The sequence below is a fragment of the Dactylosporangium vinaceum genome, from assembly GCF_019904175.1.
Lineage (GTDB): Bacteria > Actinomycetota > Actinomycetes > Mycobacteriales > Micromonosporaceae > Dactylosporangium > Dactylosporangium vinaceum.
Window position 1 is genome coordinate 5,819,597 of sequence record NZ_CP061913.1, and the last position, 13,433, is coordinate 5,833,029.

Sequence of the window (13,433 nt, forward strand, 5' to 3'; positions counted from 1 at the left end):
GTAAATTACCGTGACTGTGCTCGATATACATGCCCTGCGGTGGCTGCCGTGGCTGCTGATCCGGGTCGCCGGCGGCAGCATGGCCCCCGCCCTGCACGACGGTGACCTGCTGCTGGTGCGGCGCTACCGGGGCCAGCCGCTGCGCGTCGGCGACATCGTCGTGCTGCACCGGCCGACCGGTCCCGTGCAGCTGCCACCGGGCGTGACTGTCGCGGCCGGCCCGGTCCCGCCGCAGCGGGCGGGTCGGCTCGTCAAGCGCATCGCCGCATTCGAGGGTGACGATGCCATGGTGGTGCTCGGGGACAGCCCCGGGTACGACTCCCGGCTCTTCGGGCCGGTCCCGGTGAGCACCACCATCGGCATCGTGCGGCGACGGCTCTAGCCGAGGCGGAAGCGCTGGGCCGCCGTCGTGTTGCAGTCCCAGATGCGCAGCAGGTCACCCGCCTTCTGGTTGTTGTTCGGGTCGTCGACGCAGCGGCCCGACTGCGGGTTGAACAGCGTGCCGTCGGCGCGCGTCGTCCAGGTCTGCGACGCGGTGCCGTTGCAGTCCCACAGCTGCACTGCCGTGCCGTTGGCCGTGCCGCCGTTCACCACGTCCAGGCACTTGCCGAGCGTGCGCAGCGACTGGTCGCCGGGCGCCGACCAGCGCTGGGCGTCGCTGTTGTTGCAGCCCCAGAGCTGCACGGCCGTGCCCGAGGCCGGGGAGGCGTTGGCCACGTCGGCGCACAGCCCGCCCGGGCCGGTCACCGGGCCCGGCGGCAGCTTCCAGAGCTGCGCGGACGAGCCGTTGCAGGTGTAGGTCTGCAGCTGCACCGCCCCCGGCGTGGTGTTGCCGTTGGGCACGTCCAGGCACTGACCGCCGGACACGAGGGCCCCGCTGGACTGGTGTGACCACTGCTGTGCCGCCGCGCCCGAGCACGTGGCGATCGTGACCGCGGCGCCGGCGGTCACGCACTTGCCCAGGACGCGCAGCGTGTTGTCGGCGCCGTAGGCGAACGTCTGCGCGGCGGTGTGGTTGCACCCGTACATCTGCAGCGCCGTGCCGTCCGTGGCGCTCCCGCCGCGCACGTCCAGGCACAGCCCGCCGACGCCGACGACCTCGCCGGCGGTCGGGTTCGCCGTGGCCGAGCCCGCGAGCGTGACGGTGTGCTGGGCGTTGAGCGGCAGCGCGGCCGTCGTCACGGTGACGGTGCGCTGGTTGGCGTTCCACGCCCAGGCCGTCTCGGGGACCTGCACACCGTCGACGCTGACCGCGGTCGGGGCGTTGGAGTTCGAGAGCCTGAGGGTGTACTGCCGGGAGGTCGGTGCCCCCGCGAAGCTCCCGGTCTGGGCGCCGATCGTGAGCGTGCGCGACGCCTCGCTCCAGGCCAGCGGGGCCCGGGTCGACGCCGTCGGCGCGCCCTCACCGGCGTCGGAGTAGAGCGAGAAGGTGCCGTCGGCGCCGGCCGCCACGTTGACGGTCAGCTGGGTCAGGGGCCGCTGGGCGGCGTTGTCGACGTAGTCGGTGCGGGTCGGCAGGATGCCGCCGGACTTGACGAGCACCGGCATCTGCGACAGCGGCGAGGTGTAGGTCACCGTGGACGGTCCACTGTAGACCTGGCCGGTGAAGTAGTCGGTCCAGGAGCCCGGCGGGATCCAGACCGAGCGGGAGCCGGAGCTGCTGGTGATCGGCGCGACGAGGACGTTGTCGCCGTAGAGGTACTCGCTGGGGTTCGTGTACGCCTCGGCGCTGCCCGGGTAGTTGAGGTACAGCGGCCGGGTGATCGGCACGCCCGTCGCGCTGGCCTGCTGGGCGAGCGTGTAGGTGTAGGGGACCAGGGCCTCGCGCAGCCGCAGGAACGTCTCGGCGCTGGCCTGGGCCGCGCCCGTGTAGTTCCACGGCAGCCGGTCGCCGTGGTCGGAGTGCAGCCGGTCGACCGGCTGGAAGGTGCCCAGCTGCAGCCACCGCGCGTACAGGTCGTCGGCGAGGTGCCCGCCGTGGAAGCTGCCGATGTCGTGGCTGACGTTGGAGAACCCGGCCGCGGCCTCGTCCGGCGTGAACCGGGCCTCGAACGCGAGCATGTCCCAGGTCGCCGGGGTGTCGCCGGTGAACTGCATCGTGTTGCGCCGCTCGGCCCACGGCCCGACGGCGAAGTTGGAGTCGTCGTTGCCGAACTCGGCTCCGCCGATCCGCCCGAACGAGAACCCGCGCAGCCCGCGCGCGGCCGCCGCGTCGGCGTACGCCTGGTTGATGAGCGTGTCCGGCGACACGTGCGGGTCCGACGCGGTCGAGGCGCCGCAGCCGGTGCAGTAGTCGAGCCACCAGGTGCGCACGCCCTGCTGTTCGAACGACTTGTGCAGGTTCATGTACGCGGCCATGTGCGCGGGCTTGGACCAGTCGAAGACGTAGTTGCCGCCGTCCGGGATCAGCCCGCCGGCCTGGCTGTTCGCGGTCGCGAACTTGGGATCGTTCCCGGCGATGCTGGTGTGGACGTTCAGCGAGACGTTGAGCCCCTGCTGCTTCGTCCAGTCCATGAAGCCCTGCGGGTCCGGGAACAGTGCGGTGTTCCAGTTCCAGCCGTTCCACTGGCTGGGCGACTTGAAGTCGGTGTCGATGACGAGCCAGTCGATCGGCGTGAACGAGCTGCGGAACGTGGGCAGCAGCGTGTTCTGGTAGTCGGCCGTGCTGTACGCGTAGTAGCGGGAGTACCAGACGCCGTACGCGGACTGGGGCAGCAGCGCGGAGCCGCCGGTGAGCGCGTTGAGGTCGCTGAGGCCCTGCTTGAAGTTCTGCCCGTAGCCGAAGAAGTAGCCGTCCTGGTACGGCTGGTTGCCGTGCCCCGGCCGGGTGCTCACGACGTGCGCGGCGTTGAGCAGGGCGGTGCGGCTGTCGTCGAGGAGGTACCAGCCGGACTTGGCCAGGATCCCCGGGTGCTCCGGCACCGGCACGGTCCGCGGGTTGTCGAGCGACCGCGACCAGCCGCCGAGCGCGTCCTTCGGCCCGGCGCCGTACCCGGTCGTCAGCAGCGTGTTGGCCGCCGCCGGATACGTCGTCGAGCCGGTCGGCGTCAACGCGATGCTGTCGATGTTGACGCGCCCGGAGTCGCTCGCGTTCTGCACGACCGTGACGGTGCTCGTCCCGGCCGGCACGCTGACGGTCGTCGCGGCGGTGCTCCACGTGTCCCAGCTGCCCGTCGGCGGCAGGCTGAGCTGCGGCCCGGCCGTGCTGCCGATCTTCGTCGACATCGACCGGGTGGTGGTCTGCCCGTCCCCGCCCGCCGCGTTGGCGTAGCGGACCTGCAGCTTGTAGCTGCCGGCGGCCGGCACGTTGCTCACGTCGATCGCGAGCGACGACCCGGTCTTCTCGATCCCGGCCACGAACGCCGACCCGGTGTTGCCGGTGTGGTCGTAGGCGGGCGTAGCGTTGCCGGTGAGCAGCGCATTCTCGGCCTCACAGGCGGTGTTGTAGGCACAGAACGACGGGAAGGCGGGCGCCGCGACGACGCCGGTGGCCAGCGTCACCGACACGTTCTGCGCCGTGAAGGGCCCACTGCCCTGCTTGTACCGCAGGGTCAGCGCGCTTGTCTGAATCTGCCGATAGCCGTCCGCCGTCACCGACGTCGTGTAGGCCGGCACCGGGAAGCTCCGGTTGACGACGTTGAACGTCGTCAGGTCCTGGAACACCCCGTCCCCGGCATACTCCAGCCGGATGAGCGTAGGCGACAGCACATCGAACCGGGCGTTGCCGTCGGTGACGACCGCGGTGGCCGCCTGAGCAGCCGGCGCCGGCGCGGCGAGCGACCCGGCGACGAGGGCGAGAGCAGCGAGAACACGGGGAAGGAGGCGACGATGGTGCACACAGACCTCACAGGGGCAGCACGTGGCGGGGATGCTGCCTCTCACCTCACGCTTTCGTAACTAAAGTTGTCAATACGCGTTTCGGAAAGTGTTGACAGAACGCGCTGGAAGTGCCGAGTACCACTGGATGGTTGCGGCTGTCCGTTGCGGGGTGGCGATCAGGTGGGCTGTGTGTTCCACCAGCGGGGCAGGTCGACGTCCGGCGTGTCCGGGCTCGTGAAGTGGAACGGCACGCCGAGGTGCTGGGCCAGGGCCCGGCCCTGCTCCGTCGCCCGCCGGGCCTCCGGCCAGGGCGGCACCTGGCCGTTGAACAGGCGGATGTCGCCGCCGTGCCGCAGCGCCGTCAACGTCACCGCGTCGAAGCGGTCGTGGTTCGGGCCCGGCCGGCGCACGATCGCCGCCAGTTCGACGAACCAGCCCTGGGTGTCGCCGTCCCACAGTGCTTCGATGGCGGCGACCGGGGCGGTTATCGCGACGGCCTTCTCCAGCAGCTGCTCGGTCGTCAACGGCGGCGGCTCGGGTGGAAGACGGCCCTGGCGGTCCAGCTCGGCGCGCCGCTCGGCCAGCAGATCCTGGGCCTCGTACAGTGCGGGCCGCGGCCGCAGGCCGTCGTCCCCGCGCAGCAGGACGATGGCGGCGATCATCCGGCCCGCGCACAGCAGCTCGTCGATGAGGTCCTGCACCGGGGCGCTCAGCGTGTCCCACCAGCCGTCGTGCGGGTGCATGGCGCCGGTATCGGTCACGCGAGATGCTCCGTCGGCTCGCCGGCCGCCGGCGACGGGACCGGGAACGCGTAGCAGCGTATGGCGACCTCCCGGGTGGCGGCGACCGCAACGCTGAGCAGCAGCACTCGACGTCTCACCACGCCGACGATACGGGCGGCGGCCCGCGCGGTCAGCCCTCGGTGCGGAACCACTTCGGGGTGTGCAGGGCCAGCGGCCGTTCGATCTGGATGTGCGGCGCGGCCCGGCGCAGGGCGTTGAGGAACGGCCACACGTCGTGGACGCCGGCGACGTGGATGCGGCGGCCGTCGTTGAGCACGATCGTCGTGTAGTTCTTCGGGTGCGGGACGACCTGGTGGACGTCGGTCAGGGGTGCGCTGCCGCCGCGCAGGACGGCGCGCCAGTGGAGCCGGTCGCCGTCGATGCGCAGGCGGTAGACGACCCGGAACAGGGCCAGGTAGCCGTAGACGGCGCCGACGATCAGGCCGAGCGGGACGAAGGCGATGCGTTGCCACAGGCTGTCGGTGCCGAGCACGCCCGCCGCCGCGGCGATGCCGAGGGCCACGGGGGCGACGAAGGCGGCCAGGACCGCGGCCGTGCGCACGAAGAGGCTGCCGAACGTGTACGTCGTGGCGATTCGATCGTCGTCCATGGCGCCTGGTTTGCCCGCCGCCCGGGCAAAGTATTCATGGCTGTCGTCCGGGCGGTGCGCGGGCGGCCGCACCCGTCCGTGGCGGATAGCATGCGGCGTGGTCAACGGGTGGCACGGGTGGTTCGGGACGATCACGGGTGTGGTCCTGGTGACGGTCGTCGTGCTGCCGTTGGCCGTGGTGGCCGTCTGGGTGGTGAAGCGGCTGCGCGGCGGGTCGTGGCGCACGGCGGTCGCCGAGGTCGGGATCGTGTACGGGACGGTGCCGTGGGTCTGGATGATCCTGCTGCCCAACCGGGGTGGGGACCCGGATCGGGCGCGGGTGAACCTGGTGCCGCTGCGCGACCTCGTCGCGGTCGTCGGGCACGGGCCGCTGTCGGCGACGGTGCAGATCGTCGGCAACCTGCTGGTGTTCGCGGCGCTCGGGTTCTTCGGGCCGGTCCGGTTCCCGGCCCTGGCGTCGGTGCCACGGGTGCTGGGGCTGGCCGGCGGGCTTTCGGTGCTTGTGGAGACGCTGCAGTACGTCCTGGCCCTCGGACGGTTCTCCTCGGTCGACGACGTCCTGCTCAATGCGGCAGCCCGAGATCTACGCCCGGGAGCTGCGCGACTTCTTCCGCCCGTTCCGCTGACGGCGCGGCCGGGAGCGGCGGGCGGCGCCGGCAGCGGTGCGGTGCTCAGTGCCCGGTGCCGGTGGCCGCGTTCGGGTGCACCTCGCTTGCGTAGTAGCGGTACAGCAGGTACGCCGCCACGGCGCTCAGCAGGTGCCACACGGCGTGCCCCTGCAGCAGGGAGTGCGGCGCGCAGAGCCCCTGGTTCGTGACGTTCCAGATGGTGAACGCCAGCACCATCGCCCCGATCGACGCATACGCGAACCCGGCCTGGCTGCGGCTCTCCCGCCGGCGGATGATGCCGATCTCGAGGGCGACGGCGGTGAGCAGCAGGACCCCGAAGGCGACGTTCCCGGCGTACATGACGACCGGGATCGGCGTCGTGTAGAGCCCGGCCAGTTCGCACGCGCCGACGCAGGCCAGGTACACGGCCGCGAAGAGGCCGTAGCCCCGGCGGAGCCGGCGCATGACGGCGTACGACACGGCGAACGCGGCGATGAGGTACATGCTGAGCATGTCCAGCGCCCCACCGGCGGCCGACTGGGTGGCGTGCATGGCGGCGCTGGCCGGCCCGAGCAGGACGACGATGACGGCCATGGGTGCCTGGACCGGCGTCTTCGTCCGGTCCCAGGCGATGAGCAGCCCGGCGACGACGAACCCGAGGTTGCTGAACGTGTTGGCCGGCTGCCGGACCGGGCCGGGCCGGGCCGCCTCACAGAACGTGTTCCCGCGCCCGACGTCCGGCCCGAGCCACCCCCGCGCGATCGCCACGGCGAGCAGCCCGCACGACAGGACGGCCGTCGACCCGGCGGCGACGAGTGCGGTGCGGCTGCGCTGCGGCATGACTGCGAGCCTACGGCCGGGTGCGGGTCTGGTAGAACGGGCGGATGCTGAAGGCGTGGCTGTCGGTGGTCCTCGGGCTCGTGCTCCTCGTGACCGGCGTGGCGGTGTTCGCGACCGTCGATCGGGGGCTGCGGGTCGAATCGACGCACGTGGGTGCGGTACCGGTGCAGGTGGTGCGGGCCGACAGTGCGTCGGGCGCGGGTAAGCGGCCGGTGGTGGTGGTCGTGCACGGGTACGCCGGGTCCGGGCGGCTCATGCGGCCGTTCGCCGACACCCTCGCCCGCCGCGGCTATCTCGTGGCGCTGCCCGACCTGGCCGGGCACGGCGCCAACACCGAGCGGCTCACGCAGGAGGGCCTGGACCGGGACCTGGCGGCGGTGGTTCGCTTCGCGCGGGGGCGGCCGGACGCCGACCCGGCCCGGGTGGCGCTCGTCGGGCACTCGATGGGTGCGGCCGCCGTGGTGCGGGCGGGTGCCGCCGATCAGACGATCGCGGCCACCGTGGCCATCTCCATCGGTGACGACGCGTCGGCGGCGCTGCGGCCGGGGCCGCGGCACCTGCTCGGCCTTTACGGTGCGCTCGAGCCCGCCGGGATCGGGGCGACCGAGCGGGCCATGGGGGCCGAGCGGGTCGTGCCGGTGCCGCTTGTCGAGCACATCGGGGTGCTCTTCGCCGACCGCACGCACCACGAGACCGCGCAGTGGCTGGACCGGGCGCTGGGTCATCGGCCGGAGCGGCCGGTCATCGCGGCCAAGGACCGGCTGATCCCGGGCATCCTGAGCCTGGCCGGCGCGCTGCTGATCCTCGTCGGCGGGCTGCTGCTGCGGCGCACCGGGACCGCGCGGGTGCCGCTCGGGCGGGAGCGGCTCGGCCGGCGGCTCGGTGCGGTGCTGCTGGCGCCGGTCGCGGGTGAGCTGCTCGGCGTCGCCCTGGCCTACCTGCTGCCCAACAATGTGACCGGATACCTGACCGGCTACTTCGCCGGGTGCGGGGCCGTGCTGCTCGCGGCGGCGCTGCTCGTGGCCGGCCCGGCCCGCCCCGCGCGGCCGTCGCTCGCGGCCGTCGGCGGCGCGGCCCTCGTCGCGGTCGCGGCGCTCGCGGCGGTGGTGCTCCCCGTCCACTTCGGACTGACGGACGTCGCGCCGCACGGGCCCGACTGGTGGGTCGTCGGGCTGCTCGCCGTGGCCGTCGCGGGCCTGCTCGCCGGGGCCCACGCGCTGTTCGGGCCGCCGTGGAGCTACGCCGCGGTCCTCATCCTGTGCCTGCCGCTGCCGGTGGCGTCGCTCGCCGGGGTCGCGCCCGGCTTCCTGGCCATCATCTCGCCGCTGGTCATGGTGCTCATCGTGCTGCACTTCGCGGTGAGCGCGGCGGCGGGCCGGCCGTGGTGGCGCACGGTCGCGGCCGGTGCGCTGACCGTGGCATGGCCGGTCGCCGTGGTCCTGCCCGTCCTCGGCCGGTAGCGCCCCCCGGGGCCGGCGACGCTCGACGGGCCGGCCGGGGTGCGGGCATCCCCGGCGCTGCCGGGGCCGAGCGGGACGCGCGGGTGGCCGCCACGGCGACCCGCCCGGCGTGCCGTGAATGGACGGCCGCGTCCGGCGCCGGCACCGGACGCGGCCGTCGCGCTCACAGCCGGGCGATGATGGAGGCCGGGTCCTCCATGGCGTCGGCGACGCTGCGGATGAAGCCGGCCGCCGTGCCGCCGTCGCAGACCCGGTGGTCGAAGACGAAGCTCAGCTGGGTCACCTTGCGCACGCAGAGCCGGCCCTCGACGACCCAGGGGCGGTCGATGATGCGGCCCACGCCCAGGATGGCGACCTGGGGGTGGTTGATGATGGCGGCCGAGCCGTCCACGCGGAAGGCGCCGTAGTTGTTGAGGGTGAACGTGCCCGCCGACTGCTCCTGCGGGGTGGTGCGGCCCTCGCGGGCGGCGGCGGTCAGGCGGCGGATCTCGGTGTCGAGCTGCGCGGTCGTCATCCGCTCGGCGCCGATGACGGCCGGGACGACCAGGCCGCGCTCGCCCTGGACGGCGATGCCGAGGTTGATGCGGTCGCTGGTGACGATCTCCTGGCGCTCGGTGTCGATCCGCGCGTTGAGGACCGGGTACTGCTGCAGGCCCGCGACCACGAACCGGGCGATGTAGGCCAGCAGGCCGGGGCCCGAGGCGGCGCTCTCGCGGAGGTTCCACAGGGCGGTGGCATCGACGTCGACCCACACCGTGGCCTCGGGGATCTCGGTGCGGCTGCGGGTGAGCGCGGCGCTGACGGCCTTGCGGAAGCCGGTCATGGGCGCGCGGTGCTCGCCGGGTGCGGCCGGTGCCGGGCCGGCGGCCGCGGCGGCGCGCTCCACGTCCGCGCGGGTGATGACGCCGCCGGGGCCGGTCGCCGCCACCGCGTGGAGGTCCACACCGTGGCTCTTCGCCAGGTTGCGCACCAGGGGAGACATGACAAGCGGTGCCCGCCCGGCCGGGCGGGCACCGGCGGACGGGGCGGCGGCGCGCGGGCGGCGCTTGCGGCCGGTGGCCGCCGACTCGCTGGTGCCGTAGCCGATCAGCACGTTGCCGGAGCCGCCGCCGGCCGGCTGCGCCCCTTCCGATGGGGGCTGGGCCACCTGGGCGCCCGCCCGCTCCTCTTCGCGGTATGCGGCGGCGGACGGATGCTCCACGGTGATCAGGGCCTTGCCGACGCCCACGGTCTCGCCCGCCTGCGCGTGCAGGGCCGACACCCGACCGGCATAGGGCGACGGTACCTCCACCAGGGCTTTCGCGGTTTCGACCTCGGCGATGCTCTGGTCGACGGCCACCTGGTCGCCCTCGGCCACCAGCCAGCGGACCAGCTCCGCCTCCGTCAGGCCCTCGCCCAGGTCGGGCAGCAGGAACGTCTGTGCGGTCATCTCACTGCTCCCACTGCAGGTCGTCGACGGCGTCGAGCACCCGGTCGACGCCCGGGAGCTGGAAGTGCTCCAGCTTGGGCGGCGGATACGGGATGTCCAGACCCGTCACCCGGCGGACCGGCGCGGCCAGCGAGTGGAAGCACCGCTCGCTCACGCGGGCGGCGATCTCGGACGCGACGCTGGCGAACCCGGCGGCCTCGGCCACCACGACGGCCCGGCCGGTCGAGCGCACCGCGGCGCACACGGTCTCGTCGTCGAACGGCACGATCGAGCGCACGTCGACGACCTGGAGACTGCGGCCCTCCTGCGCGGCGGCCTCGGCGGCCTCCAGCGCGACCGGGACCGACGGTCCATAGGCGATGAGCGTGGCGTCGGTACCGTCGCGGCGGATCACCGCCCGCCCGATCCCGGGGACCGCCGGCGGGAGCTCGACCTCCTCCTTGCTCCAGTACAGCTTCTTCGGCTCCATGAACACGACCGGGTCGTCGGACGCGATGGCCGCCCGCAGCAGCGCGTAGGCGTCGGCGGGCGTGGCCGGCGTGACGACGTGCAGGCCCGGCGTGTGGGCGTAGTAGGCCTCCGACGAGTCGCAGTGGTGCTCGACGCCGCCGATGCCGCCGGCGTACGGCACCCGCAGTACCATCGGCACCGGCACTTTGCCTTTCGTCCGGTTCCGCATCTTGGCGACGTGGCTGACGATCTGCTCGAACGCCGGGTAGGCGAACGCGTCGAACTGCAGCTCGACGACCGGCCGGAGCCCGTTCATGGCCATGCCGACGGCCATCCCGACAATGCCCGACTCGGCCAGCGGCGTGTCGAAGCAGCGGGTCTCGCCGAAGTCGGCGGTCAGGCCGTCGGTGATGCGGAAGACGCCGCCGAGCGGCCCGACGTCCTCGCCGAACACCACGACCGTGGGGTCCTCGGCCAGGGCGTCGCGCAGCGCCCGGTTCAGCGCCTGGGCCATGGAGAGCTTCTCGTGCGTGCTCATCGGGGCGCACCGTCCCGGGCCAGCTCGTCGGCGATCATCGCGGCCTGCTCCCGCAGCTGGGGCGTGGGGCCGGCGTAGACGTACGCGAACAGGTCCTGCGGGTCGGGCTCGACGTCGCGGTTGATGCCGGTGCGCAGGTGCTCGGCGACCCGCTGGGCGTCGGCGGCGAACTCGGCCCGGCGCTCGTCGGACAGGGCGCCACGGTCGCGCAGGTAGGTCTCCAGGCGGGTGATCGGGTCGCGGCCGGCCCACTCGGCGACCTCGGCGTCGTCGCGGTAGCGCTTCGCGTCGTCGGCGTTGGTGTGCGCCTGCATGCGGTACGTGTGCGCCTCGACGAGCTGCGGGCCGCCGCCGTCGCGGGCCCGGTCGACGGCGGCGCCGAGCACCGCCAGCAGCGCGGCGACGTCGTTGCCGTCGACCTGCTCGCCCGGCATGCCGTAGCCGACCGCCTTGTGGGCGAGGGTCGGCGCGGCGCTCTGGCGGGCCAGGGGGACGCTGATGGCGTACTTGTTGTTCTGCACGAAGAACACCACCGGCGCCTGGAACACGGCGGCGAAGTTCAGCGCCTCGTGGAAGTCGCCCTCGCTGGTGCCGCCGTCGCCGCACATCGCCAGGACCACCGTCGGCTCGTGCTTGAGCCGCGCCGCGACCGCCACCCCCACCGCATGGGGCAGCTGCGTGGCCAGCGGCGTCGCGTGCGGGGCGACCTTGTACTCGTACGGGTCGTACCCGCAGTGCCAGTCGCCCTTGAGCAGGCTCAGCGCCTCGACCGGGTCCACGCCCTTCTCGGCGACGGCGGCGGTGTCGCGGTAGGTCGGAAACAGCCAGTCGTCGGCCGCCAGGACCTGGGCGGCGGCGACCTGGCACGCCTCCTGGCCGTGCGAGGAGGGGTACACGGCCAGCCGCCCCTGGCGGACCAGCGCGTACGCCTGGTCGTTGAGCCGGCGGGCGACGATCATCGCGCGCAGGGCTCGCAGCAGCGTGGAGTCGTCCGGGCGCTTCTGGTCCGGATTGTCCACGGCCTGCCCGTTCGCGTCGACGAGGGTGACCGGCTCGGCGGACGGCAGCAGGTGACTGGGGTCACGTGTCATGCGGTAATCGTCGGCGCTGCGCCATTCGTGTTCCACATTGCGGGAAAATCCGAGAAGATGGTGTCGCGGATCCGGGTCCGGCGGGCCGAACGTCCAGGCTCGCGGGCGGTTGTGCGAAAGGCGGTGGACAGGTGGCCGTGTCGCTCGACGACATCGACAGGCGGATTCTCGCCGCGCTGTCGCAGGACGGCCGCATGTCGATGCGCACCCTGGCCGAGCGGCTGCACATCTCGCGCGCCAATGCGTACGCGCGGGTGCAGCGCCTGCGGGAGACGAACGTCATCCGGGGTTTCCGGGCCGACGTCGACCACGTGGCCGCCGGGATGGGCACCTCCGCGTACGTCACGGTCACGCTGCGCCAGGCCGAGTGGCGCACCGTGGCGCCGCAGCTGCGGGCCCTGCCGGGCGTGGTGCACATCGCCCTGGTCGGCGGGGACTTCGACGCGATACTGCTGGTGCGGGCGCGGGACAACGAGCATCTGCGGCGGCTGGTGCTCGACGTGATCCAGGGCATGCCGGGGGTGGTCAGCACCCGGACGCTGCTGGTCTTCGAGGAGACCGAGCCGTCGTCCTACGCCTCGATGTGGGACGCCGACTGAGCTCGGGGGATCAGGTTTCCGCGGTCCGGAGCCGGCCGCGGCGCTGGCGGTGGATGCCGGCCAGGACGGTGGCGACCACGACGGCACCGGTCAGGCCGATGGCGGCCGGGGCGGGCAGGGCGTCGGTGGTGCCGTCGACGATGCCGATGGCGGCGACGACCGGCAGGGCGGCGGCGGGCCAGGGCCAGGCGGCGCGCAGGGTGCCGGCGGTGCCGGCCACGACGGCCGCGGTGCCGGCCAGGAACAGACCCACGCCGCCGTGCAGCGCCCAGGGCGCGCCGTCGCCGGGGTGGACGATGTACTCCTCGACGCCCACCGCGAAGACCGCCAGGCCGAGGGTCAGGGGCAGGTGGCCGTAGATGTAGGCGTCGGGCACCCAGCTCTCCTGGTCGTCGCCGTCGGTCTCCAGGCGGCGTTTGCCGGCGGCGCCGCCCAGGTCGAAGTAGTTCCACCAGGCGGCGGCCACGGCGAGGAAGGCGATGGCGGCCGGGGCCACCGCGTCGGCGCGCCAGTCCGTCTCGTGGACGCCGGAGGCGATCGACATGATGGACTCGCCGAGCACCAGCATGACGAACAGGCCGAAGCGCTCCGGCAGGTGCTCGACGTGGAGGGGGACGCCGCCGCCGAAGCGGGTGGCCACGAGCGGTGCGGCCGCCTCGGCCAGGATGCCGGCCGCCCACAGCGCGTAGCGGGCCGGGCCGTCCACCGCGACGGAGGCCGCCCACAGCACCGCGCCCGCGGCGACGCCGGCCAGGTAGATGCGGATCGTCGCGCGGGCGTCGCGGACGTGGCGGTAGGCCCGAGCGTAGAGGGCCAGCAGCAGCACGCGGGTGCCCAGGTAGCACAGCGCGAACGTGACGGCCTTGCCGCCGACCGCGTCGCGGGCGCTGGCCGCCATGCCGACCACCGCGGCCGCGGTGCCGAGCTTGGCCAGGCGGTAGACGACGTCGTTGGTGTCGAAGCGGTTGGCGTAGAGCGTCGTGGTGACCCAGGACCACCAGGTCACGGTGAACAGGCCGGCGAACGCCGCCGCCCCGGGCCAGGTCAGGTCCTCGGCCAGGGCGGTCGCGAGCTCGGCGACCACGAGCAGGTACGCCAGGTCGAAGAACAGCTCGAGCCGCGACGCCGACCGTTCCCCTTCGACACGCAGCTCCGGGGGCCGCACCAGCGGCGCCGGGCGTTCACGTTCATCGGCCATCCCCAACGG

General features: G+C 73.3%; 12 protein-coding genes and 1 pseudogene. 4 read left to right on the plus strand and 9 right to left on the minus strand.

All coding sequences use genetic code 11. From position 1 onward, the window contains the following. Positions 1 to 16: 16 nt before the first annotated feature. Complete coding sequence (locus Dvina_RS26190) at positions 17 to 382, plus strand: S26 family signal peptidase (protein ID WP_246656459.1); 366 nt, start codon at positions 17 to 19, stop codon at positions 380 to 382. Here the strand turns inward: Dvina_RS26190 and Dvina_RS26195 are convergent. The 4 genes from Dvina_RS26195 to Dvina_RS26205 form a co-directional block, all read right to left on the minus strand. Next, complete coding sequence (locus tag Dvina_RS26195; protein WP_223105094.1) at positions 379 to 3,837, minus strand: ricin-type beta-trefoil lectin domain protein; 3,459 nt, start codon at positions 3,835 to 3,837, stop codon at positions 379 to 381. The genes Dvina_RS26190 and Dvina_RS26195 overlap by 4 nt on opposite strands. 158 nt (positions 3,838 to 3,995) lie before the next feature. Continuing rightward, positions 3,996 to 4,580 carry a hypothetical protein gene (locus Dvina_RS26200; protein ID WP_223105095.1) on the minus strand — a complete coding sequence of 195 codons (585 nt, stop codon included), beginning with the start codon at positions 4,578 to 4,580 and terminating at the stop codon, positions 3,996 to 3,998. Further along, on the minus strand, positions 4,577 to 4,699 hold the full coding sequence (locus Dvina_RS55295) for a hypothetical protein (protein ID WP_281428410.1): 123 nt from the start codon (positions 4,697 to 4,699) through the stop codon (positions 4,577 to 4,579). The genes Dvina_RS26200 and Dvina_RS55295 overlap by 4 nt, the downstream gene beginning before the upstream one ends. A 32-nt stretch (positions 4,700 to 4,731) precedes the next feature. After that, the gene (locus Dvina_RS26205; RefSeq protein ID WP_223106274.1) at positions 4,732 to 5,502 is read right to left on the minus strand and encodes a hypothetical protein; all 771 of its coding nucleotides are present in this window, start codon (positions 5,500 to 5,502) and stop codon (positions 4,732 to 4,734) included. On the opposite strand from Dvina_RS26205, the pseudogene Dvina_RS54490 reads away from it, so the two are divergent. Then, a pseudogene (locus tag Dvina_RS54490) lies at positions 5,486 to 5,725 on the plus strand (VanZ family protein); the annotation flags it as partial. The gene Dvina_RS26205 and the pseudogene Dvina_RS54490 overlap by 17 nt on opposite strands. A 157-nt stretch (positions 5,726 to 5,882) precedes the next feature. Here the strand turns inward: Dvina_RS54490 and Dvina_RS26210 are convergent. Next, complete coding sequence (locus Dvina_RS26210; RefSeq protein WP_223105096.1) at positions 5,883 to 6,659, minus strand: ceramidase domain-containing protein; 777 nt, start codon at positions 6,657 to 6,659, stop codon at positions 5,883 to 5,885. Between the two features lie 44 nt (positions 6,660 to 6,703). On the opposite strand from Dvina_RS26210, the gene Dvina_RS26215 reads away from it, so the two are divergent. Further along, positions 6,704 to 8,119 (plus strand): alpha/beta hydrolase, encoded by a 1,416-nt coding sequence (locus Dvina_RS26215; RefSeq protein ID WP_223105097.1) that lies wholly within the window; start codon positions 6,704 to 6,706, stop codon positions 8,117 to 8,119. 163 nt (positions 8,120 to 8,282) lie between these two features. Here Dvina_RS26215 and Dvina_RS26220 read toward each other — a convergent pair whose 3' ends face one another. The 3 genes from Dvina_RS26220 to pdhA are packed head-to-tail and all read right to left on the minus strand — an operon-like array spanning position 8,283 to position 11,627. Then, the gene (locus Dvina_RS26220; protein ID WP_223105098.1) at positions 8,283 to 9,548 is read right to left on the minus strand and encodes a dihydrolipoamide acetyltransferase family protein; all 1,266 of its coding nucleotides are present in this window, start codon (positions 9,546 to 9,548) and stop codon (positions 8,283 to 8,285) included. A 1-nt stretch (position 9,549) separates the two neighbouring features. Further along, positions 9,550 to 10,536, minus strand: coding sequence for an alpha-ketoacid dehydrogenase subunit beta (locus tag Dvina_RS26225; protein ID WP_223105099.1), 987 nt, complete (start codon positions 10,534 to 10,536; stop codon positions 9,550 to 9,552). Further along, the gene (gene pdhA, locus Dvina_RS26230) at positions 10,533 to 11,627 is read right to left on the minus strand and encodes a pyruvate dehydrogenase (acetyl-transferring) E1 component subunit alpha (RefSeq protein ID WP_223105100.1); all 1,095 of its coding nucleotides are present in this window, start codon (positions 11,625 to 11,627) and stop codon (positions 10,533 to 10,535) included. Before pdhA ends, Dvina_RS26225 begins: the two co-directional genes overlap by 4 nt. Before the next feature lie 131 nt (positions 11,628 to 11,758). Here pdhA and Dvina_RS26235 point away from each other — a divergent pair, with 131 nt between their 5' ends. Next, complete coding sequence (locus Dvina_RS26235) at positions 11,759 to 12,226, plus strand: Lrp/AsnC family transcriptional regulator (RefSeq protein ID WP_223105101.1); 468 nt, start codon at positions 11,759 to 11,761, stop codon at positions 12,224 to 12,226. A gap of 10 nt (positions 12,227 to 12,236) precedes the next feature. Here Dvina_RS26235 and Dvina_RS26240 read toward each other — a convergent pair whose 3' ends face one another. Then, positions 12,237 to 13,424 carry a low temperature requirement protein A gene (locus Dvina_RS26240; RefSeq protein ID WP_223105102.1) on the minus strand — a complete coding sequence of 396 codons (1,188 nt, stop codon included), beginning with the start codon at positions 13,422 to 13,424 and terminating at the stop codon, positions 12,237 to 12,239. Between the last annotated feature and the right edge of the window lie 9 nt (positions 13,425 to 13,433).

Bases quoted from the DNA above. Each gene is read 5' to 3' on its own strand.
- Dvina_RS26210 (WP_223105096.1), bottom strand. From the start codon at position 6,659: ATGCCGCAGCGCAGCCGCACCGCACTCGTCGCCGCCGGGTCGACGGCC.
- Dvina_RS26215 (WP_223105097.1), top strand. From the start codon at position 6,704: ATGCTGAAGGCGTGGCTGTCGGTGGTCCTCGGGCTCGTGCTCCTCGTG.
- Dvina_RS26220 (WP_223105098.1), bottom strand. From the start codon at position 9,548: ATGACCGCACAGACGTTCCTGCTGCCCGACCTGGGCGAGGGCCTGACG.
- Dvina_RS26225 (WP_223105099.1), bottom strand. From the start codon at position 10,536: ATGAGCACGCACGAGAAGCTCTCCATGGCCCAGGCGCTGAACCGGGCG.
- pdhA (WP_223105100.1), bottom strand. From the start codon at position 11,627: ATGACACGTGACCCCAGTCACCTGCTGCCGTCCGCCGAGCCGGTCACC.
- Dvina_RS26240 (WP_223105102.1), bottom strand. From the start codon at position 13,424: ATGGCCGATGAACGTGAACGCCCGGCGCCGCTGGTGCGGCCCCCGGAG.